This is a genomic window from Mycobacterium sp. NGS39 (assembly GCF_059812765.1).
The window spans coordinates 194,865-215,594 of the sequence record NZ_JCALDH010000004.1 but is presented as its reverse complement, the minus strand read 5'-3'; the positions used below and the strand labels follow the sequence as shown (position 1 = coordinate 215,594).

The following is a 20,730-nucleotide window of genomic DNA, read 5'->3' as shown; positions in this document are numbered from 1 at the left end:
CCGATTGGGGCCGAAAGTTGCGTACGCTGCGAAGTGCGATGACGACAGACCACTGCGCGTTCGACGCCCTCGTCGGCCTCCTCGACTACCCCATGTTCGTGGTCACCACGCGTTCCGATGACCAGCGAGCCGGTTGCCTTGTCGGGTTCACCAGCCAGGTCAGCATCAATCCGTCGCGGTTTTTGGCGGGGCTGTCGAAGAAGAACTACACGTTTCGGGTGGCGAGCCGAGCGACCCACCTGGCGGTTCACCTGCTGCCTCACCAACACCGTGACGTGGCGCGGCTTTTCGGCAGCGAAACTGGCGATCGCGTGGACAAGTTCTCCCGCTGCGCGTGGCAGCCGGGACCCGAGGGGCTGCCGATTCTCACCGACGCGGTCGGCTGGTTCGCCGGACGCATCTTGAACCGGTTCGACGTCGGCGACCACGTCGGATTTCTGCTGGACCCGATCGCCGGACATGCGCCCGAACGGCTGGGCGACCTCGTCACGTTCGCCGACGTGCGTGACCTCGAACCTGGCCACGAGGCGTGACGCGGGTTTGCCCGACACGAGCGGGGGCACTCCTTACCGGTAACCGGTTGACACAGGAGGGCTCATGCACGCCGAACGCTTCCGAAATCTGCTGAATGCGGAGGGACCGTTCGCTTCCGTCTACTTCGACGATTCGCACAACACGCAGGACGCCGAGGCACAGCTGGAGCTGAAATGGCGCGGACTGCGCGAACAGCTCGAGCAGCAGGGCGGCGCAGCGTTGGCCGATGTGATCGAGCCGGCGGTGCTGGGGGCGCGGCCGCCGGTGGGCCGCAGCGGCCGAGGCATCGTGGCGACCGGTGACACGGTGCTTCTCAACGAGCACCTGATCCGCCCGCCCGCCGCGACCGTCGCTCGGGTATCGCCGTTGCCGTATCTGGTGCCGTTGGTCGAGCACGCCGCCGAGCAGCACACCTATGTCTTGGTGGCCGTCGACCACGCGGGCGCCGACATCACCGTGCACCGAAACGACCACGACCGCAGCGAGACGGTCGACGGCGGCGGGTATCCGGTGCATCACGCGCAGAGCGCCGAAACGCCGGGCCGCGGCGACCCCCAGCGCGCCGCCGAGAACGCGCAAGCCAAGAACATCCGCGCGGTCAGCGAGCGGCTCGCGTCGCTGGTGGACGTCACCAAGGCCGAGGTCGTGTTCGTGCTCGGGGAAGTGCAGTCGCGGTCGGATTTGATCGCCGACCTGCCGGAGCGCGTCGCCGACAAGGTCGTCGAGCTCAAGGTCGGCGCCCGGCACAGCGGCATCGACGACGACGAGGTGCGTCACGCGATCGACTCGGAATTCCTGCTGCGCCGTGCCGCGGTGATCGACGATGCGGCGCAACGGTTTCAGGCCGGCCTGTCGCACGACCTGGCCGTCGAAGGCCTGGACGGCGTGTGCGCGGCGTTGCGCGACGGCGCCGTGGAGACGCTGATCATCGGCGACCTCGGCGACGCGACCGTGGTGATCGGCGACGCGGTGACCAGTGTCGCGCCCAACGAGAACGTGCTGTCTGAACTGGGCGAGGCGCCGCGGGTGGTGCGCGCCGACGAGGCGCTGCCGCTGGCGGCGGTGGCGATCGACGCGAACCTGGTGCGCACGGACGAGCGGATCTCGCCAGCCGACGGCGTCGCGGCGGTGCTGCGGTACGCCCGCAGCCACCACTAGCCATCTACGGGTGGATGACGTGGTTGGGGTCAGGTTTGCATGACGGCGGCGCTTGACTGTAGTCGCCGAACCGGCCGTCGCGTTCGGCCACCGCTGCCGAAACACCTTGCGTGGCAGCCTGTTCGATGAACGCATGCGCCTCGGGGATGTTGCGCATGATGCCGTCGAGTATCGCGCCCAATGTTTGCGTGGACGCCAGCCCCATGTTGTCGTAGGCCTGGTTGACCATCAGCTTCTGGGCGGCGAGTTGGCCCATCGGCAACGACGCGAGCTCTGAGGCCTGCGCTGCGACGACCGCTTCCAGCTCGGCGAACGGCACCGCCTGGTTGATCAGCCCGACGTCCGCTGCTTCGCGGCCCGACAGCGGCCGGCCGGTCAGTGCATGGTATTTCGCGCGCGTCAGCCCCAGGCGGTAGATCCACATGCCGGACAGGTATGCGCCCCAGACCCGCGAGTACGGGGTGCCGATCTGTGCGTCCTCACTGGCGATCACCAAATCAGCGCAGAGGGCGTAGTCGCTGCCGCCACCGACGCACCACCCGTGCACCTGGGCGATCACCGGTTTGGGTGAGCGCCAGATGCTCATGAACTTCTGGTGCGGCGACGTCGCAGCTGCGGTGGTGTGGATCATGTCCTTGCCGGGATCCCAGCGCCCGTCGGTGCTGAAAACGTCTGCGCCATAACGAAATCCGCCGCCGAAGTCGTAGCCCGCACAGAATGCGCGGCCTGCGCCGCGCAGCACGATCACCTTCACCGCCTGGTCGCGTACGGCGGTGTCGACGGCGTCTTCGACTTCGTCGGGCATCGGCGCGACGATGGTGTTCAGCGCCTCGGGCCGGTTCAGCGTGATCCGCGCGATCGGGCCGTCGGTGTCGTAGAGGATGGTCTGGTAACTCATCCAGGTTCAGCTCACACCGTGAGCTTGCAGGCCTGGCCGATGTCGAGCGTTCGCAGCACCCGGCCCATGCCCAGCCAGAGGGCACACGACAACGCCAGGTCGGCGAGGATCTCGTCGGAGAAGTGCTGCCGGCAACGCTCCCAGAAGTCCTCGTCGTCACGAAGGCCGGTGTGATCACCCGCGAATCGCGCAGCGAACTCAGCTGCCAGCCGTTCCTGATCGCTGTAGCCGGCCCAGGTCCGCCACTGGGGCACGTGCGCGTAGAACTCCTCGTCGACACCGGCGGCGGGACCGTCGCCGAAGCGGGTGTTCTCGCACACCGCGCACTCGTTGTCCAGCGCGATGACCATGCGCGCGATCTCGCGGATCCGCAGCGGCAACCGGCTGCGGTGGTAGACGGCGTCGCTGAAATTCGCCAGTGCGCCGCCCAATTCGGGTGACGCCGCGAACCAGCCCACGAGGTCGTCGTCGGCGAAATTTCCGATCCGGCTCATGGCACGCGATGCTACGCCGTGTCACCCCGTCCTGTAACACGTTCTAGTTCGACGGCGGTCAGTGCTTGTCTTCGGCGCGTCCGGTGCCGGCGACGTGGGCCGGCCCCGTCATGTCCTGGCCGCGGTCGGTCTCCGGCGCCTGCGATGCCGGCTGCTCGCTGGCCGGCGAGGCGGTGGCGCCGCCCGGTGTGGAACCCGGCGCCGGCGCCTTGTAGTCGGCGTCGGCCTGCGGTCCGCTCGCTCCGCCCGTTCTGGCGTCGGCTGCCTGGTCGGCGGTGGTGCCCGTCGCGGTGCTGGTCTGCCGCCCTTCGTACGGCGGCACGGCCGGTTTCACGTCCTGCGGTGGCAGCTCGCCGGTGGCGTCCTTCGGCGCCGCTTTGCCGCCGCCGCCGTAGGTCGGCACTGTCTCATCGCCCTGATAGCTGTCCGACGGCCGGTCGGTCGGACCACCAGACGGCTGATCTGATCCGGTGTCCCGCGAGCCGGGAGCGCCGCGTTCCTCTTGTGGTTCTTCACCGAGGTGTTCGCTAGGGCTGCTCATGATTTCTCCTCTATCACCGCCGCGCCGTTGCGGCGGTGCCAGCGGGCTACCCCACGCCCCGCGGGTGGAAACCGGCTACGCGGCCGCCGCCGGCGCTTCCTGCCGCCGCTTGAACGCGATGAGCGGGGGCTTGGGCGGCAGCGCCAGCCGCACGATCTTGCGGACGACGGTGCCGAACTGACGGTGCAGCGGCCCGGTGTGGTACGGGATCCCATAGCGCTCGCAGATCTCGCGCACCTCGACGGAGATCTCGGCGTGGCGGTGCGCCGGGATGTCGGGGAACAGATGGTGCTCGATCTGGAACGACAGGTTTCCGGTCAAGATGTGAAAGAGCTTGCCGCCACTCAAGTTCGCCGAACCCAGGAGCTGCCGGAAGTACCACTGTCCCCGCGTCTCCTCGGCCGTTTCCTCGACCGAGAACTCGGCCACGTCGTCGGGAAAATGACCGCAGAAGATGATCATGAAGGCCCAGACGTTGCGCGCCAGGTTGGCGGTCAGATTGCCCGCGGCGACGGCGGGTGCGAACGGACCCGCCAGCAGCGGGAAGGCGACGTAGTCCTTGAGCAGTTGCCGGCGCGTCTTACGCCACATCGCAGCGGCGACGTCCCGCTTGTCCGTCCAGCGCAGCTCACCGGACCGGATGCGTTCGGTTTCCAATTCATGTGCGGCGACGCCATATTGGAACAGGACCATCAGCAGGAATGCGTACAGCGGATTGCCCAAGTAGTACGGGTGCCAGCGCTGCTTGTCGCTCATCCGCAGGATCCCGTAGCCGATGTCGCGGTCCATGCCCACGATGTTGGTGAACGTGTGGTGCATGTAGTTGTGCGAGTGCCGCCACTGGTCAGCGGGGCAGGCGGTGTCCCACTCGAACCGGCGGCTCGAGAGGGCCGGATCGCCCATCCAGTCGTACTGCCCGTGCATCACGTTGTGGCCGATCTCCATGTTGTCCAAGATCTTCGACAGCGCGAGCATGGTGGTGCCGGCCAGCCACGCTGGCGGCAGCACTCCGGCGGTCAGCAGCGCGCGGCCGCCGACCTCGAGCGCCCGCTGGGTCTTGATGACGCGCCGGATGTAGGTCGCGTCGCGCTCGCCGAGGTCGGCCACAACGCGCTGGCGCAGCGCGTCGAGTTCGCGGCCGAAAGCTTCCGTCTGCTCCGGACTGAGGGTGACATGTGTGGTCATCGTTGAATCCTTTCTCTACAAGGCAATTTCGACGTCACCGACGGGCACTGACACGCAGATCTGCACGTCCTGCTCGTCGGTGGTCGAGACTGCGCCGGTGATCAGGTTGCGGACGGCGCCGCGGGTCTTGCGGCGTGTGCAGGTGTGGCAGATGCCCATGCGGCATCCGCTGGCGGGTGTCAACCCCGCGTCCTCGGCCTGATCGAGAAGCGAACGGCCATCGCTTTGCCTGTCGATCCCGCTGTCGCTGAACCGGATTCGGCCCTCCGCCCGATCCGTCGGCACGTCGGACACCGGCGGCACGAAGCTTTCGGCCCGGACGTTGTCGCAATGGTCGCGGACGGCGTCGGCCAGCGACGGCGGCCCGCAGACGTACACGGCCTGCGGCGACGGCATTGCGGCGGCCAGGTGGGTGGCGTCGAAGTGGCCGCGCAGTTCGCCGTCGCCGGACCGGGTGAAGCCATGCAGCACCCGCACGCCCGGCATGGCGTCGAGCTCGTCGCGGTAACAGGCCTCCTGCGCCGAGCGGGCGTAGTGCACCACCGCGACGTGCCCGTCGTACTTCTCGGCCCGAAGCGTGCGCAGCATCGACATCACCGGTGTGATGCCGCTGCCCCCGGCCACGAACAGGATCCGGCGCGGCCGCGGGTGCGGCAGCACGAAGTCACCGCCCACGCCGTCGAGCCCCACCACCATGCCGGGGCGCGCATGGCGATGAAGGAACGTCGAGACCAGTCCGCCCTCATGGAGTCCGACGGTGATCTCGATCAGATCGGTGTGCTCGGCGCTGGCCGGCGAGTAGCACCGGGTGTGGCGGCGCCCGTCGATCTCGACGGTGAGGTTGACGTGCTGGCCCGCGGTGTATCCGGGGAATGCGGCGTTGGGCGCCAGGGTGAGCGTGACGCTGCGCGGTGTCCGGTGTTCGACGGCGACCACCTTCGCCCGGGCGTCGGCGAGCGACCAGGTGGGCGCCACCAACTCGGTGTAGCGATCCACGCCGTGGGGGCCGGTGAGAAGGTCGACCAGGCCCGAACCCAGCACCCGCCTCGCCAATGTTTGAGTGAACATATGTATACCGTTGCGGCCTTGGCGGGCGGATGTCAACGGAAAATTGCTGGTTGTGTTAGGCTTCACATCAGTGAACAGTTGTACGCCCAGCTCACGGTCGCGGCGGTCGCGCACTTCCGACACCCAAGAGAAGGTCTCTCGCGGCGAACGAAAAGAAGCCACTCGGCGCGCGATCGTCGCAGCCGCGCTCAAGCTCCTCGACGATCGCAGCTTCAGCGCGCTGAGTCTGCGCGAGGTGACCCGGGAGGCGGGCATCGTGCCGGCCGCGTTCTATCGGCACTTCGAGTCGATGGAAGCGCTCGGGCTGGTGCTCATCGACGAGTCGTTTCGGGTGCTGCGTGACATGCTGCGCTCGGCGCGGGCCGGCAAACTCGACCCGAACCGCGTGATCGAGTCGTCGGTCGAGATCGTCGTCGGCAGTGTCGCGGCTCAGCGCGAGCACTGGCGGTTCATCGGTCGCGAGCGCAACAGCGGGGTTTCGGTGCTGCGGTATGCGATTCGCACCGAGATCCGGCTCATCACGTCTGAACTGGCCACCGACCTCGCGCGCTTCCCCGCACTTAACGGCTGGAGCACCGAAGATCTCAACATCCTTGCCAGTCTGTTCGTGAACTCGATGATTGTGATCGCCGAGGCCATCGAGGATGCACCGGACGCTGCGGCCCAGGAGGAAATCAAGCGTGCCGCGATCAAGCAATTGCGCATGATCGTCGTGGGCGTGGCAGGGTGGCGCAGCAGTGAAGGGCAGTGACACCGCGATGACGAGCGCGGCGCTGGCTGAATAGCGCAACCGCTCACCGGCATTCGAGGGCACCGGAATCGGTACGACGAATTGCCCCCGTGCTGACCGACGGCCACGCGAGCGCCCGAGGCAATCCGCGGCGACCAGGTTTGGCTTGCCGAAGCGACGGGGACTCGGCAGAGAGCGGCGGGCTGGGGCTGGTTGCGCCTGCGCTCGCTGTTAGGCGATGAAGGGGTCGCAACCCAACGTTAAGAAGCTAGCGGCTGGCCCCCATCGCCGACCGCCTTGAAGTCAATTGCTGGGCGGTCGCGATACGCACTGCGCGGCATAGAGTTGCTCGCCGAGCTTGTCCATCAGCTCCAGCTGCGTTTCCAGCCAGTCGATGTGCTTCTCTTCGTCCGCCAAGATCCGCTCGAACAGCGTCGCCGTGGTCGAGTCCTGCTTCTCGCGGCACAGAATGATCCCCGGGCCGAGGCGCGCCTTCACTTCGTACTCGATCGCGAGGTCGCTTTCGAACTGCTCGCGCAGCGACTGCCCCACCCGCAGCGAGAACAGCCGCTGGTAGTTCGGCAGGCCATCCAGCAGCAGGATGCGGTCGGTCACCCACTCGGCGTGGTGCATCTCCTCGAACGACTCTTCGCGGGTGCGCTTCGCAAGCTCGGTGAATCCCCAGTTCTCCTGCATCTTGGAGTGCAGGAAGTACTGATTGATCGCCGTTAGCTCACTGGTCAATTGCTCGTTGAGCAGCTTGAGGACTTCGGGGTCACCTTGCATGGCTCATGAATCTAGTCCATGCCAAACCGCCACGCCGTCATTCGGGGTGGCGGCGAGACGTGTCACTTGACAGTAGGTAAGCCTAACCTGTTGGCTAGGGAAATGCGTTCGAAGCGGGGGCGGTGACGAGTCGCCATGTACGTCTGCTTGTGTACCGGAGCGACCAGCCACGAGGTCGCCGACGCGGTCTCGCGGGGAGCGTCGACCTGCAACGAGGTCGCCAAGGCTTGTGGTGCAGGATCGGACTGTGGCCGCTGCCGGCGCACGGTGCGGGCGATCATCGCCTCCGCGGCGCCCGGCAATTGCGGCGCCTGCGAGCGCAGCGGAGCCGTCCGGTTGCTCGAAAGGGTCTGAGCGCCAAGGTCGTTCGACGTCAGGATCCCGTTGGACTCAGCGAGCCCACTTGGGGACGATGAACACACCTTCGGCTTGGACCGTGACCCCCTCGTCGTCAGCGAGATGGCCGACCGCGAAGGTCTTGACACCCTTTACCCGGTCGATCGTGGCCTCGGCGTGCAGCGCGCCGAGCCGGGTCGCTCGCAGGTAGCGCAGCGTGATCGTGCCCGTCAGCGCAGGCCGGGGCGGGTTGCTTGCCGCTTCGCCGAGAACATGGTCGAGCACCAGAGCGCAGACCCCGCCGTGGACGTGTCCGGGCGGCCCTTCGTACGGCGCACCCAGGTGAAAGTCCGTCCATACCGTGTCGCTGTCGGGGTCCCGGTGCAGCACCAGCGGCGGCGCGATCGGGTTGCGCACACCGATCGCCGGATTGCCCCACGCCATCCCGTTTCCCTCGCCGGTGTAGCGCACCCCGAAAGGACCGGGCAGCTGCTTTGTCCGCAACCTGGCCGTCGCGGCGTCGATCTGCGCTGTCACCTCGGCGACCGTCTTTCCATCCACCTCTGTCCGGATCGTGGCGTCGATCAGTTCACGCACCGACTGCGTCAGCGGCTCGTAGACCTGACGCAGCCGCGCGATCTCGTCGGCGGTCAGGTCGTGGTGCGTGAACTCCAACATGGTCGCTGATGCTGCCACAGTGCTCGGGCGCGAACGGAAGGAAGTAGGACGTAGACTGCCCACCCGTGGCGCTGGCCTGGGTGGAACACGCGATCTGGTGGCAGCTCTACCCGCTCGGTTTCGTCGGCGCCTTCCCCGCCGACCCTGCGCCCGGCCCGGACGAGCACCGGTTGCGGCGCATCGCTGGATGGTTCGACCACACCGTCGAGCTCGGCGCCTCCGGTGTCGCGCTCGGGCCGATCTTCGCCTCGCGCACACACGGATACGACACCGTCGACCACTACCGCATCGACCCGCGCCTCGGTGACGACGCGGACTTCGACTTTCTGGTCGGCGAGGCGCATCGCAGGGGTCTGCGCGTTCTGCTCGACGGAGTGTTCAACCACGTCAGTGCCGACTTCGGCCGTCCGGATTGGTTTCGCCGGACCCGCAACGGCTTTGACACTTTCGAAGGCCACGGCGAACTGATCACCCTCGACCACTCGAATCCGGAAGTCGTCGACTACGTCGCCGCGGTGATGAGCCACTGGCTGGACCGCGGTGCCGACGGTTGGCGGCTCGACGCGGCGTACGCGATGCCGGACGAGTTCTGGGAAGCGGTCCTTGCACGGGTGCGCAAAGCCCACCCGCAGGCCTGGTTCGTCGCCGAGGTGATCCACGGCGACTACACCGCACGCGTCGAAGCGGCCGGCTTCGATTCCGTCACGCAATACGAGCTGTGGAAGGCGATCTGGAGTTCTCTCAACGACGGCAACTTCCACGAGCTCGACTGGGCGATACAGCGGCACAACGACTTTCTCACCGCATTCGCGCCGCTGACCTTCATCGGCAACCACGACGTCACGCGGATCGCGAGCCGGCTGGACGACGCGCGGCACCTGGCACATGCCTTGGCGATTCAGATGACCGTCGGCGGGGTGCCGAGCGTCTACGCCGGCGACGAATTCGGCTATCGCGGCATCAAGGAAGAACGCTTCGGCGGCGACGACGCGATCCGGCCTGAATTCCCCTCGGCCCCTGCGCCGCTCGGCGGCGAGGCCGAGGAGCTGTTGCGCCTGCACCAGTTCGTGATCGGGCTGCGGCGCCGCCACCCGTGGCTGTATCGCGCCACCACCACGGCATTGCAGCTGGACAACCGCAGCTACGTCTACACCAGCCGCCACGGTGACGACGCACTACTTGTGGCGCTGAACATCGACGACACTGCCCTGTCGGTTCGCTTGTGCGACATGGGAATTGGGCGCGCCGAGGTGCTGGGCGGCACCGGGGCTCCGGAGCGGGCCGTCGTCGACGAGGCTGTGGTCGCGCCGCACGGCTGGCTAGTGTTGCGGCCGCAGCCCTAACAGCGCCAAAGTGGCGGGGTCTTCCTCGCCGCCGTAGAACTTGTCGAGAAGCTCGACGAATTCGCGATTGTCGTCGGTTGCGTGCGTGAACAACGTCATCGACGATCGCACCTTCAAATTGTCCGGCCAGCCGAAGATCTCGTCGACCGAGGCACCTTCGATGGCGTTGACGAGCCTGGTGCATTCCCGCAGCCGCGGGCCCAGGATGGGGTGCGCAAGGTACGCCCGCGCCTCCTCGAGCGACGAGATCGCGAACTTGGCCGCCGTCGGACTGCGGCCCAGTCCCGCCAGCTGCGGGAAGATGAACCAGATCCAGTGGCTGCGCTTGGCGCCGGCCCGCAGTTCGGCGAGCACCCTGTCGTAGACCGAGGCCTGCGCGTCGACGAACCGCTGCAGATCGAACGGGTCGCTCATGGTCAGCCCGTCATGCTCGGGATCACGGCGTCGATCAGATGCGGGCCAGAGCTGATGAGCGCATCGGCGAGCGCGGCGGTGAATTCTTCGGCCGTGGTGGCGCGCCGGGCCGGCACTCCCATCGAGGTGGCCAGTGCGACGAAATCCAGTCGCGGCGGGTCGAGGTCGAGCAGTGCCTGCGCGCGCGGCCCGGGCGCTCCGGCTGCCTTTGCGCCGACTCTTTGCAATTCCAGCCGCAAGATGTCGTAGGCGCCGTTGTTGTAGATCACGGTGGTGACGTCGAGTTGCTCGCGGGCCATGGTCCACAGCGCCGACGGGGTGTACATCGCCGAGCCGTCGGCCTGCAAGCACAGCACTTGGCGCCCCGGCGCGGCGACCGCTGCGCCCACCGCGGCCGGCAAGCCGTACCCGATCGCGCCGCCGGTCAGCGTCAGCCAGTCGTGCCGCGGCGCGCCCGCGGTCGCGCTCGGCAGGGTGACCCCCGCGGTGTTGGACTCGTCGACCACGATCGCGTTCTCGGGCAGCAGCGCGCCGACCGCCGCGGCGATGCTCACACCGGTCAGCGCGCCGGTGGGCAGTGCCGGCCGGCTGAGCTGCGCCACCGTCGCCTGCGTGCCGCTGGCGACCTCGTCAACCAATGCACACAGCGCGGCGGTGGCCTGACCCGGCTCGGCGAGCACGTGGACGTCACACCCCGGCGGGGTGAGCTCGCTGGGTTTGCCGGGGTAGGCGAAGAACGACACCGGTGCCCGAGCGCCGGCCAGAATCAACCGCGCCGCGCCGTCGAGCTGCGCGGCCGCGGCTTCGGCGAAATAGCCCAGCCGTTCGACGGCCGGCAATCCCGCACCTCTGCTGAGTTTGGCCGGGAACGTCTCACACAGCAGTCGTGCCCCGGTTGCCGCCGCGATGCGCGACGCCGCCATCAAGCCCTCTTCCCCGGTCGCGTCGCCGCCCAGGAACACCACCGTCGGCTCGCCGCCGCGCAGCATCTTCGCGGCAACGTCGACCGCCTCGTCGGGTCGCGATGTGATTTCGGCGCGCTCGTCGACACTGGACGTGGTTTTGCGCGCAGAAATCGCCGCGCCATCGGTCCACGACACGTCGGCGGGAAGGATCAACGTCGCGATCCGGCCGGGCGCCGCGGTGGCCACGGCGATGGCTTCGGCGGCGTCCGCGCCCACCTGCGCGGCGGACATCGAACGGCGCACCCAGCCCGAGACACTATGCGCCACAGCGTCGATGTCGGACTCCAGCGGCGCGTCGAAGCGCTTGTGGTACGTCGCGTGGTCACCGACCACCACGACCATCGGCACCCGGGCCCGTTTGGCGTTGTGCAAGTTGGCCAGCCCGTTGCCCAGACCCGGACCCAGATGCAGAAGCACGGCGGCGGGCCGTCCGGCGATGCGTGCGTATCCGTCCGCCGCTCCGGTCGCCACGCCTTCGAACAGTGTCAGCACGCCACGCATCGCCGGCACGGTGTCCAGCGCGGCGACGAAATGCATCTCCGACGTGCCGGGATTGGCGAAGCAGACGTCGACGCCGCCGTCGACCAGTGTGCTGAGCAGTGCCCGCGCGCCATTCATGGTTCTGCAGGCTAGTCTGCTGGCTGACCGGCGATAAGGAGCGGCCAGATGAAGCGGCGGTTGCCCAGGCCCCGTGAGTTCGCGCCGCTCATTCGTTTCAAGAAGCCGGTGTTGAATCCCACCAGGCGCCGGCTGGCAGCCGCACTGACCATCGAGGATCTGCGGACGCTCGCGCGCCGGCGCACGCCCAGAGCGGCGTTCGACTACACCGAAGGCGCTGCGGAGCAAGAGATTTCACTGGCGCGGGCGCGCCAGGCATTTCGCGACATCGAGTTCCATCCCGAGATATTGCGAGATGTCTCGCACGTGCGCACCCGCTGGGACGTGCTCGGGGCCCCGGCTGCGCTGCCGTTGGCCATCGCCCCCACCGGGTTCACCCGGATGATGCACACCGAGGGTGAGATCGCCGGCGCGACCGCCGCCGGCCAGGCCGGGATCCCGTTCACGCTGTCCACCCTGGGCACCAGGTCGATCGAAGAAGTCCGTGCCGCTAACCCCAACGGCCGCAACTGGTTTCAGTTGTACATGTGGCGCGATCGCAGTGCGTCGATGGCGCTGGTGGAACGCGCGGCCCGAGCCGGCTTCGACACACTGCTGGTCACCGTCGATGTGCCTGTGGCAGGTGCGCGCCTACGCGACACTCGCAACGGTCTGACGATCCCGCCGCAACTGACCGCCCGCACCGTTGTCGAGGCGCTGCGACATCCGCGGTGGTGGATCGATTTGCTGACCACCGAGCCGCTGAGCTTCGCCAGCTTCGACCGGTGGCCGGGCACAGTCGCCGATCTGTTGGACACCCTGTTCGACCCGACGATCACGTTCGACGACCTCGCCTGGATCAAGGCGCAATGGCCGGGCAAGTTTGTGGTCAAAGGCGTCCAGACCGTCGAGGATGCGCGGCGCGTGGTGGAGCTGGGGGTCGACGGGATCGTGTTGTCCAACCATGGCGGCCGCCAACTCGACCGCGCGCCGGTGCCGTTTCATCTGTTGCCCCGTGTTGTCGCCGAATTCGGTTCGCACGTCGAAGTTTTCGTGGACACCGGGGTTTTGTCCGGAGCCGACGTCGTCGCCGCGGTGGCCCTCGGCGCGCGGTGCGTGCTGATCGGGCGTGCCTACCTGTACGGGCTGATGGCCGGCGGACGGGCAGGCGTCGACCGGGCGATAGAGATCCTCGCAGGCCAAATCCAGCGGACGATGAGGCTGCTCGGCGTGACCTGCCCGGAGGAGCTGGCGCCGCGTCACGTGACACAGCTGCGCCGGCTGACACCTCGAGCCAACGTCGGAAGCTGAATGCCACGGCGGCTCGCTCACTCGGGCTGCTGCCAACCGAACCGCAGAAGCTGGCCCCCGCCCTGGTGTCCACCGCCAACGCCGAACTCACGGCTGCACTCGTTGGAGTGTCACTGCACGACGACCTTTGCGAATGCGTTGTGGCGGAGGCGGTCGACTCCTAGGCTGGACACAGCGGCCACCCGCGGAAGGAGTCGTCATGCCCGACGGTAAGCCGAACATCCTGGTGATTTGGGGAGACGACATCGGGATCACGAACCTGTCCTGCTACAGCGACGGCTTGATGGGTTACCGCACGCCCAACATCGACCGCATCGCCAACGAGGGAATGCGATTCACCGACTCCTACGGCGAGCAAAGCTGCACCGCGGGGCGGGCGGCGTTCATCGGCGGGCAGAGCGTGTACCGCACCGGGATGAGCAAGGTCGGCGTGCCGGGAGCCGATATTGGTTGGGCCGACGAGGATCCCACGATTGCCGAACTCCTGAAGCCGCTCGGATATGCCACCGGCCAGTTCGGCAAGAACCACTTCGGTGACATGAACAAGTACCTGCCGACCGTGCACGGCTTCGACGAATTCTTCGGCAAGCTGTACCACCTCAATGCTGAAGAGGAGCCAGAGAACGTCGACTACCCGCACAAGGATCAATTCCCGCGGCTGTACGAGTTCGCGCTACCCCGCGGGGTGCTGAGGTGTAAGGCCAGCGACGAGGTGTCGCAGGAACCCGACGACGCGAAGTTCGGACCGGTCGGTAAACAGAGCATCGAGGACACCGGGCCGTTGAACAAGAAGCGAATGGAAACCATCGACGACGAGATCGTCGGCGCCACCGCCGACTACATCAGGCGGCAGCACGAGGCCGGCAACCCGTTTTTCGTGTGGTGCAACTTCACGCACATGCATTTGTTCACCCATCCCAAGCCGGAAAGCGTCGGACAGGCCGGGCTGTGGCAATCGGCTTATCACGACACGATGATCGACCATGACCGCAACGTCGGTCAGGTGCTCGACCTGCTCGACGAGCTGGGCATCGCCGAAGACACGATCGTCATCTACTCGACAGACAACGGCCCGCACCGCAACAGCTGGCCCGACAGCGGCACCACGCCGTTCCGCAGCGAAAAGGACACCAATTGGGAGGGCGCGTTCCGGGTGCCGGAGATGATTCGCTGGCCCGGCAAGATCGCGGCAGGCGCGGTGTCCAACGACATCATTCAGCACCACGACTGGCTGCCCACTTTGGTTGCGGCTGCGGGCGACCCGGGCGTCATCGGCAAGCTGAAGAAGGGCTACACCGTCGGCGACAAAGAGTTCAAGGTGCACATCGACGGCTTCAACCTGCTGCCGTACCTCACAGGTGAAGTCGAACACAGCCCACGCCGGGGATTCTTCTACTTCTCCGACGACGGCGACCTGATTGCGATGCGGTTCGAGAACTGGAAGGCCGTGTTCATGGAGCAGCGCTGCCCGGGCACGCTGCGCATCTGGGCCGAACCGTTCACCGTGTTGCGGGTGCCCAAGCTTTTCAACCTGCGCACCGATCCGTTCGAGTATGCCGACATCACCTCGAACACCTATTACGACTGGTTCATTCGGCGGGCCTATCTGGCGTTCTACATGACCGCGATGGCGACGAAGTTCCTCGACACGTTCCGTGAGTTTCCGCCTCGTCATCCACCGGCCAGCTTCAGTGTGGACCAGGCCGTCGAGAAGCTGCACCAGTTCCTCGCCAAAGATTGATGCTCGAGTCGTGGAACGACGGACCCGCGAAGTCAGCGATCGTCGACTTCGTCGAGCAGGTGGTTGCTGAAACCGAATTCCCCTCTCGCATAGCGGTATTCGACAACGACGGGACGCTGTGGTGCGAGAAGCCGGCATATGTTCAGCTGCATTTTTTGATCCGGCGCCTCGCCGAGAAGGCTGTCGCGGACCCGTCGCTGCGAGAGCGGCAGCCTTTCCGCGCGGCCGCCGAAGGTGACTTGGCCTGGTTCGGCGAGGCCGTCACCAAGCACTACCAGGGCGACGACAGCGACGTCAAAACCCTTGCTGCTGCGGTGTTTTCGGCCAACGAGGCGATCAGCGTCGACGAGCACGCCCGGCAAGTGGCCGAATTCTTCGCTTCGGCCAAGCATCCCATCCTGGACCGGCCTTACGCCGCGTGCGGCTACCGGCCCATGGTGGAGCTGCTGCGGTATCTCGAAGAGAACGGATTCGCCACCTACATCGTGTCCGGTGGCGGGCGAGACTTCATGCGGCCGGTCACTTTCGATATGTACGGGATCCCGCCCGAACGCGTCGTGGGCAGCTCCGTCGGCCTCATCTACCGTGAAGGCAACCTGTACACCACCGCGCAGCCGGAATTCCTCGACGACGGGCCGATCAAGCCGGTACGCATTTGGGGCCGCACCGGACGTCGGCCGACCTTCGCGGTCGGCAACTCGAACGGTGACATCGAAATGCTCCAGTACACCGACGGGCTTCGAATGCTGGTTCTCCATGACGACGCCGAGCGCGAATTCGCCTACACCGCGGGAGCGGAGCGCGCTCTGGAGCTGGCCGGCGGCTCGGGTTGGACGCTGGTCAGCATGAGGAACGACTGGGCGGATGTCTTTGCGGATTAGCGAAATGTGCGCCAGGAACGGGTTCCTTGCACCTCGCCGCTAAGCCGGGAACAAATGGAGCGCCCCCAGGGTTGAGCCCGTCAGGCTTAACTTTGGAGGATGAATGCCTGAACCGATCAACGTGCCGGTGCTGTTCGTCGCCGATCAGGTGGTGTTGCCCGGGATGGTCGTGCCGATCGCGCTGGATGACGCCGCCCGCGCTGCCGTCGAGGCAGCCCGCGCAACTGAAACCGGCAAGCTGCTGATCGCCCCACGATTCGACGACCGCTATCCGTCGTACGGGGTGATCGCGTCGATTCTGCAGGTGGGCCGCATCGCCGGCGGTATGGCCGCCGTCCTGCGCGGCGAGCGTCGGGCGCACATCGGCGCCGGCGCATCCGGGCCGGGCGCGGCCCTGTGGGTCGAGGTCACCGAGGTTTCCGAGCCGACGCCCACCGACGAAGCCAGGGCGCTGGCCGCCGAGTACAAGAAGCTGCTGCTCGCGATGCTGCAGCGCCGTGAGGCATGGCAGATCGTCGACGTGGTCAACCAGATGACCGACCCGTCGGCGCTGGCCGACATGTCCGGGTACGCGTCGTATCTGAGCGACGTGCAGAAGCGCCAGCTGCTGGAGACCCCGGACGTCGCGGAACGGCTGCGCGCGCTGATCGACTGGATCACCGACCACCTCGCCGAGGTGGAGGTCAACGACAAGATCGCCGAAGACGTGCGCGCCGGTATGGAAAAGCAGCAGAAGGAGTTTCTGCTGCGCCAGCAATTGGCCGCGATCCGCAAGGAGCTCGGTGAGGACGACGACGAGGGGTCCTCGGACGACTATCGCTCGCGCATCGAGGCAGCCGATCTGCCCGAGAAGGTGCGCGAGGCCGCGCTGCGTGAAGTCGGCAAGCTGGAACGCACCAGCGAGCAGAGCCCGGAAGGCGGCTGGATCCGCACCTGGCTGGACACCGTGCTGGACCTGCCGTGGAACGTGCGCACGGAAGATTCGACGGACCTGGCGGCTGCGCGCGCGATCCTCGATGCCGACCATCACGGGCTCGACGACGTGAAGGACCGCATCGTCGAATACCTGGCAGTGCGGGCACGTCGCGCCTCTCGCGGCATGGCCGTGGTCGGCGGGCGCGGCTCGGGCGCCGTGATGGTGCTGGCCGGACCTCCCGGTGTGGGCAAGACGTCGCTAGGTGAGAGCGTCGCCCGCGCGCTGGGGCGCAAGTTCGTTCGGGTGGCGCTGGGCGGTGTGCGCGACGAAGCCGAGATCCGCGGTCACCGGCGCACCTACGTCGGCGCGCTGCCGGGCCGGATCGTGCGTGCGATCGGCGAGGCAGGGTCGATGAATCCCGTTGTGCTGCTGGACGAAATCGACAAGGTGGGATCCGACTACCGCGGCGACCCGTCGGCGGCGCTGCTCGAAGTGCTGGACCCCGCGCAGAACCACACGTTCCGCGACCACTACCTCGACCTGGATCTGGACCTGTCCGACGTGGTCTTCCTGGCCACCGCCAACGTCGTCGAGAACATCCCGTCGGCGCTGCTGGACCGGATGGAGCTGGTGCAGATCGACGGCTACACCGAGGACGACAAGATCGCGATCGCCCGCGACTTCCTGCTGCCGCGGCAGCGCGAGAAGGCGGCGCTGAGCGAGGACGAGGTGACGGTCACCGACGCCGCGCTGCGCAAGATCGCCGCCGACTACACCCGCGAGCCGGGTGTGCGGCAGTTCGAGCGGCTGCTGGCCAAGGCCCTGCGGAAGGCGGCGACGAAACTCGCGGAGGATCCGTCACCGGTGGTGATCGACGAACCGGATCTGGTTGCCTACCTCGGCCGCCCGCGGTTCACGCCCGAGTCGGCCGAGCGCACCGCGGTGCCCGGCGTGGCGACCGGGCTGGCGGTCACCGGCCTGGGCGGTGACGTGCTCTACATCGAGGCCAATGCCACCGATGGCGAGCCGGGCTTGCAGCTCACCGGGCAGCTGGGTGACGTGATGAAGGAGTCGGCGCAGATCGCGCTGTCCTACGTCCGCGCGCACGCAGAGCAGTTGGGTGTCGATCCCAGGGCGCTGGACCGGCGCATCCACCTGCACGTGCCGGCGGGCGCGGTTCCCAAAGACGGGCCGTCAGCGGGCGTCACGATGGTCACCGCGCTGGTGTCGATGGCCACCGGGCGGCAGGTGCGCGCTGACGTCGGCATGACCGGTGAGGTCACGCTGAACGGCCGGGTGCTGCCGATCGGCGGTGTCAAGCAGAAGCTGCTGGCCGCGCAACGGGCCGGGCTGTCGACGGTGTTCATTCCGGCGCGCAACGAGCCGGATCTGGACGACGTGCCGGCCGAGGTGCTCGACGCGCTGGAGGTCAAGCCGATGACCGACGTGGCGGAGATCGTCGCCCAAGCGCTGGAAACCGGCCAAGCGGCATCTCTGGCCGCCTGATGTGCGGCGAGCGTGCGGGTCTGCGCGCCGACACGCCGCTAACAGGCGTACAAACCTGCACGCTCGCGCAAAGATGGTCGGATGCCTGACATCAATGCGCTCAAGCGAAGTGTTGTCCACCGCATGCAGCGACTGGTCGTCAACCCGATCGGGCGGCAGCTGCCGGTCACGATGATCGAAACCATCGGCCGCAAGAGCGGACAGCCGAGGCGCACCGCGGTCGGCGGCAAGGTGGTGGACAACCAGTTCTGGATGGTCTCCGAACACGGCGAGCACGCCGATTACGTGCGCAACATGAAAGCCAATCCCCGCGTTCGCGTGCGGGTGGGCGGCCAATGGCGAACGGGCACTGCACATCTGCTTCCCGACGACGACCCCGTGGCACGGTTGACGCAGCTGCCGGGTCTCAACAGCGCGATCGTCCGCTTCATGGGCAGCGACCTGCTCACCATTCGTGTCGATCTGGACTGAGCGTGCCGTACGACGAGGCACTCGCCGACCGCGTCCGCGAACTGATCGGCGCCGAACGCGGCGTCGGGGTGAGTCCTGAGGGAGTGCGCACGAAACAGCAACTGCAGGACTGGATTTCGCATCGCAGCGGCTACGCGCGAGCGCTGCCGGCCAAATGATCCGCATCGGCACGTCCGGCTGGTCGTATGACCATTGGGCCGGCGTGCTGTATCCCGAAGGTATGCCCGTGGCGAAGCGGCTGGCCCGCTACGTGCAAGAGTTCACGACGGTCGAACTCAACGCCAGCTTCTATCGGTGGCCCAAGGACTCGACGTTCGCCGGCTGGCGCGAGCGCCTACCCGAGGGGTTCACGATGTCGGTGAAGGCACACCGCGGGCTGACGCACTTCCGCCGGCTGAAGTCGCCCGAACCCTGGGTGGAGCGGTTCGAGCGGTGCTGGCGCGAACTGGGCAATCGGCGAGAGATGCTGCTGGTTCAACTGCATCCAGAGCAGCAGCGTGACGACCAGCGGCTCGACCACTTCCTGAGCTGCCTGCCCGACTGGATCCGGGTGGCTGTGGAGCTGCGTCACCCCTCGTGGGACGACCCGGCGGTGTACGCGTTGTTGGAGCGTCACCGTGCGGCATACGTCGTGATGAGCGGCGCTGGACTCAAGTGCATCCTGCGTGCGACGACGGACGTGGTGTACGTGCGCATGCACGGCCCCGACGCCCAATCTCTCTATGCCGGTTCATATTCCGATGACGACCTGCGATGGTGGGCCGACCGCATCGGTGAGTGGCATGACCAGGGCCGCGACGTGCTCGTCTACTTCAACAATGACGGCCACGGCTACGCGGTGCAGAATGCGCGGACGCTGAAGACCATGCTGGGCGTGTGAGGTGGGGCGCTCCGGCCGGCGAGGCGGGTCGAGTAACCTCGGTCAGATGACAAAGACCTCGACCTTCGTCATCGTCGGCGGCGGCCTGGCCGGAGCCAAAGCCGTGGAAGCGCTGCGCGACAACGGATTTGACGGCCAGATCGTATTGATAGCAGAGGAGCGGCACCTACCTTACGAGCGGCCGCCGCTGTCCAAGGACTTCCTGGCCGGCGATAAGGCGCTCGAGGATTTCACCGTGCACGACGCGAACTGGTACCGCGACGCAAACGTGGACCTGCGCCTCGGCACCGCCGTCACCGCGATCGACCGGTCCGCGCACACCGTGGCCCTGCCCGGCGGCAGCACGATCGGCTACGACAGGTTGCTGCTCGCGACCGGGTCGCGCTCGCGACGCCCCTCGATCCCCGGCGCGGATGCCACCGGAGTTCACTATCTGCGCACCATCGACGACGCCGAGGACCTCAATTCGGCCCTGCGCGAGGGCTCTTCGCTGGCAATCGTCGGCGCGGGGTGGATCGGGCTGGAAGTCGCTGCCGGTGCTCGCGCCCGCGGCGTCGACGTAACCGTCGTCGAGACTGCGCGCCTGCCCTTGCTGGGCGCCCTGGGTCCCGAAGCGGCCGAGGTGTTCGCCGATCTGCACCGCGCGCACGACGTCACCCTGATGCTCGAGTCGAGCGTCGCCGAGATCACCACCGCATCCGGGGCGGCGACGGGCCTGGCGCTCGGCGACGGGTCCACGGTCGAAGCCGACGCCGTGCTGGTGGCAGTCGGCGCAGCACCCAACATCGAGTTGGCTCAGCAGGCCGGGCTCGAACTCGCCGACGGCGGTGTGGCCGTCGACGCCACATTGCGCAGCAGCGACCCGGACATCTTCGCGGTCGGTGACATCGCCGCCGCGCAGCATCCGTTCTTCGGCACCCGCATCCGCACCGAGCACTGGGCCAACGCGCTCAAGCAGCCCGCGGTCGGGGCGGCCAACATGCTGGGCGGCGACCGCCAATACGACGAGCTGCCATACTTTTTCACCGACCAGTACGACCTGGGTATGGAGTATGTCGGTCACTCGGAAGGCTATGAGCGTGTGGTGTTTCGGGGCGACGTGGCGCGCCGCGAGTTCATCGCGTTCTGGCTCGACGGCCGCAACCACGTACTAGCGGGGATGAACGTCAACGTGTGGGACGTGGTCGACGACGTCAAGGCGCTGATCCGGTCCCGCGCCGAAGTCTCCCCTGACCACCTGGCTGATGCGCAGCTGCCGCTGAGCGGCTTGGCGGCGTCGTAACGTGGACTTGCCTCG

The 20,730-nt window shown here is 67.1% G+C and carries 22 protein-coding genes; 13 read left to right on the top strand and 9 right to left on the bottom strand.

What is annotated here, in order from left to right; all coding sequences use genetic code 11:
* The first annotated feature begins 38 nt into the window (after window positions 1-38).
* Together AC5Y39_RS07720 and AC5Y39_RS07715 are read left to right on the top strand one after the other, a co-directional pair.
* A complete protein-coding gene (locus tag AC5Y39_RS07720) occupies window positions 39-533 on the top strand; it encodes a flavin reductase family protein (protein WP_500016742.1) in 495 nt (164 codons plus the stop codon).
* A gap of 64 nt (window positions 534-597) precedes the next feature.
* The gene (locus tag AC5Y39_RS07715; RefSeq protein ID WP_500016744.1) at window positions 598-1,692 is read left to right on the top strand and encodes an Rv2629 family ribosome hibernation factor; all 1,095 of its coding nucleotides are present in this window, start codon (window positions 598-600) and stop codon (window positions 1,690-1,692) included.
* A gap of 4 nt (window positions 1,693-1,696) precedes the next feature.
* On the opposite strand, the gene AC5Y39_RS07710 is transcribed toward AC5Y39_RS07715, so the two are convergent.
* The 5 genes from AC5Y39_RS07710 to AC5Y39_RS07690 all read right to left on the bottom strand — a co-directional run bounded on the left by AC5Y39_RS07710 (window position 1,697) and on the right by AC5Y39_RS07690 (window position 5,878).
* On the bottom strand, window positions 1,697-2,590 hold the full coding sequence (locus tag AC5Y39_RS07710; RefSeq protein WP_500016746.1) for a crotonase/enoyl-CoA hydratase family protein: 894 nt from the start codon (window positions 2,588-2,590) through the stop codon (window positions 1,697-1,699).
* An 11-nt stretch (window positions 2,591-2,601) separates the two neighbouring features.
* A complete protein-coding gene (locus AC5Y39_RS07705) occupies window positions 2,602-3,084 on the bottom strand; it encodes a carboxymuconolactone decarboxylase family protein (RefSeq protein ID WP_500016748.1) in 483 nt (160 codons plus the stop codon).
* A 58-nt stretch (window positions 3,085-3,142) separates the two neighbouring features.
* On the bottom strand, window positions 3,143-3,625 hold the full coding sequence (locus AC5Y39_RS07700) for a hypothetical protein (protein WP_500048199.1): 483 nt from the start codon (window positions 3,623-3,625) through the stop codon (window positions 3,143-3,145).
* 75 nt (window positions 3,626-3,700) lie between these two features.
* Entirely contained in the window at window positions 3,701-4,810 is a 1,110-nt protein-coding gene (locus AC5Y39_RS07695) for a fatty acid desaturase family protein (RefSeq protein WP_500016752.1), read from the bottom strand.
* A gap of 15 nt (window positions 4,811-4,825) precedes the next feature.
* Window positions 4,826-5,878: a ferredoxin reductase gene (locus AC5Y39_RS07690; RefSeq protein ID WP_500016754.1), complete on the bottom strand. Its 1,053-nt coding sequence runs from the start codon at window positions 5,876-5,878 to the stop codon at window positions 4,826-4,828.
* Between the two features lie 70 nt (window positions 5,879-5,948).
* On the opposite strand from AC5Y39_RS07690, the gene AC5Y39_RS07685 reads away from it, so the two are divergent.
* Window positions 5,949-6,629, top strand: a complete 681-nt coding sequence (locus AC5Y39_RS07685; protein ID WP_500016756.1) for a TetR family transcriptional regulator — start codon at window positions 5,949-5,951, stop codon at window positions 6,627-6,629.
* Window positions 6,630-6,911: 282 nt separating this feature from the next.
* Here AC5Y39_RS07685 and bfr read toward each other — a convergent pair whose 3' ends face one another.
* Window positions 6,912-7,394, bottom strand: a complete 483-nt coding sequence (gene bfr, locus AC5Y39_RS07680) for a bacterioferritin (RefSeq protein ID WP_499908363.1) — start codon at window positions 7,392-7,394, stop codon at window positions 6,912-6,914.
* 135 nt (window positions 7,395-7,529) lie between these two features.
* Here bfr and AC5Y39_RS07675 point away from each other — a divergent pair, with 135 nt between their 5' ends.
* On the top strand, window positions 7,530-7,748 hold the full coding sequence (locus AC5Y39_RS07675; RefSeq protein ID WP_499908365.1) for a (2Fe-2S)-binding protein: 219 nt from the start codon (window positions 7,530-7,532) through the stop codon (window positions 7,746-7,748).
* 36 nt (window positions 7,749-7,784) lie between these two features.
* Here the strand turns inward: AC5Y39_RS07675 and AC5Y39_RS07670 are convergent, their stop codons facing one another.
* A complete protein-coding gene (locus tag AC5Y39_RS07670; protein ID WP_500016758.1) occupies window positions 7,785-8,408 on the bottom strand; it encodes a PaaI family thioesterase in 624 nt (207 codons plus the stop codon).
* A gap of 65 nt (window positions 8,409-8,473) precedes the next feature.
* Here AC5Y39_RS07670 and AC5Y39_RS07665 point away from each other — a divergent pair, with 65 nt between their 5' ends.
* Entirely contained in the window at window positions 8,474-9,751 is a 1,278-nt protein-coding gene (locus AC5Y39_RS07665; RefSeq protein ID WP_500016760.1) for an alpha-amylase family protein, read from the top strand.
* Here AC5Y39_RS07665 and AC5Y39_RS07660 read toward each other — a convergent pair.
* Window positions 9,728-10,165, bottom strand: coding sequence for a DUF1810 domain-containing protein (locus AC5Y39_RS07660; protein ID WP_500016762.1), 438 nt, complete (start codon window positions 10,163-10,165; stop codon window positions 9,728-9,730). The genes AC5Y39_RS07665 and AC5Y39_RS07660 overlap by 24 nt on opposite strands.
* Before the next feature lie 2 nt (window positions 10,166-10,167).
* Window positions 10,168-11,748 (bottom strand): acetolactate synthase large subunit, encoded by a 1,581-nt coding sequence (locus AC5Y39_RS07655; protein WP_500016764.1) that lies wholly within the window; start codon window positions 11,746-11,748, stop codon window positions 10,168-10,170.
* 48 nt (window positions 11,749-11,796) lie between these two features.
* Between AC5Y39_RS07655 and AC5Y39_RS07650 the strand changes: the two genes are divergently transcribed.
* The 8 genes from AC5Y39_RS07650 to AC5Y39_RS07615 all read left to right on the top strand — a co-directional run bounded on the left by AC5Y39_RS07650 (window position 11,797) and on the right by AC5Y39_RS07615 (window position 20,715).
* Window positions 11,797-13,038 (top strand): alpha-hydroxy acid oxidase, encoded by a 1,242-nt coding sequence (locus AC5Y39_RS07650; RefSeq protein WP_500016766.1) that lies wholly within the window; start codon window positions 11,797-11,799, stop codon window positions 13,036-13,038.
* Between the two features lie 199 nt (window positions 13,039-13,237).
* Window positions 13,238-14,779 (top strand): arylsulfatase, encoded by a 1,542-nt coding sequence (locus AC5Y39_RS07645; RefSeq protein WP_500016768.1) that lies wholly within the window; start codon window positions 13,238-13,240, stop codon window positions 14,777-14,779.
* Window positions 14,779-15,660, top strand: coding sequence for an HAD family hydrolase (locus AC5Y39_RS07640; protein ID WP_500016770.1), 882 nt, complete (start codon window positions 14,779-14,781; stop codon window positions 15,658-15,660). Before AC5Y39_RS07645 ends, AC5Y39_RS07640 begins: the two co-directional genes overlap by 1 nt.
* A gap of 103 nt (window positions 15,661-15,763) precedes the next feature.
* Entirely contained in the window at window positions 15,764-18,082 is a 2,319-nt protein-coding gene (gene lon, locus AC5Y39_RS07635) for an endopeptidase La (protein WP_500016772.1), read from the top strand.
* Window positions 18,083-18,172: 90 nt separating this feature from the next.
* Window positions 18,173-18,553 carry a nitroreductase family deazaflavin-dependent oxidoreductase gene (locus AC5Y39_RS07630; RefSeq protein ID WP_500017079.1) on the top strand — a complete coding sequence of 127 codons (381 nt, stop codon included), beginning with the start codon at window positions 18,173-18,175 and terminating at the stop codon, window positions 18,551-18,553.
* A gap of 2 nt (window positions 18,554-18,555) precedes the next feature.
* Complete coding sequence (locus tag AC5Y39_RS07625) at window positions 18,556-18,711, top strand: hypothetical protein (RefSeq protein ID WP_500016774.1); 156 nt, start codon at window positions 18,556-18,558, stop codon at window positions 18,709-18,711.
* Entirely contained in the window at window positions 18,708-19,433 is a 726-nt protein-coding gene (locus AC5Y39_RS07620) for a DUF72 domain-containing protein (protein WP_500016776.1), read from the top strand. The genes AC5Y39_RS07625 and AC5Y39_RS07620 overlap by 4 nt, the downstream gene beginning before the upstream one ends.
* 46 nt (window positions 19,434-19,479) lie before the next feature.
* Entirely contained in the window at window positions 19,480-20,715 is a 1,236-nt protein-coding gene (locus AC5Y39_RS07615) for an NAD(P)/FAD-dependent oxidoreductase (RefSeq protein ID WP_500016778.1), read from the top strand.
* Window positions 20,716-20,730 lie beyond the last annotated feature (15 nt).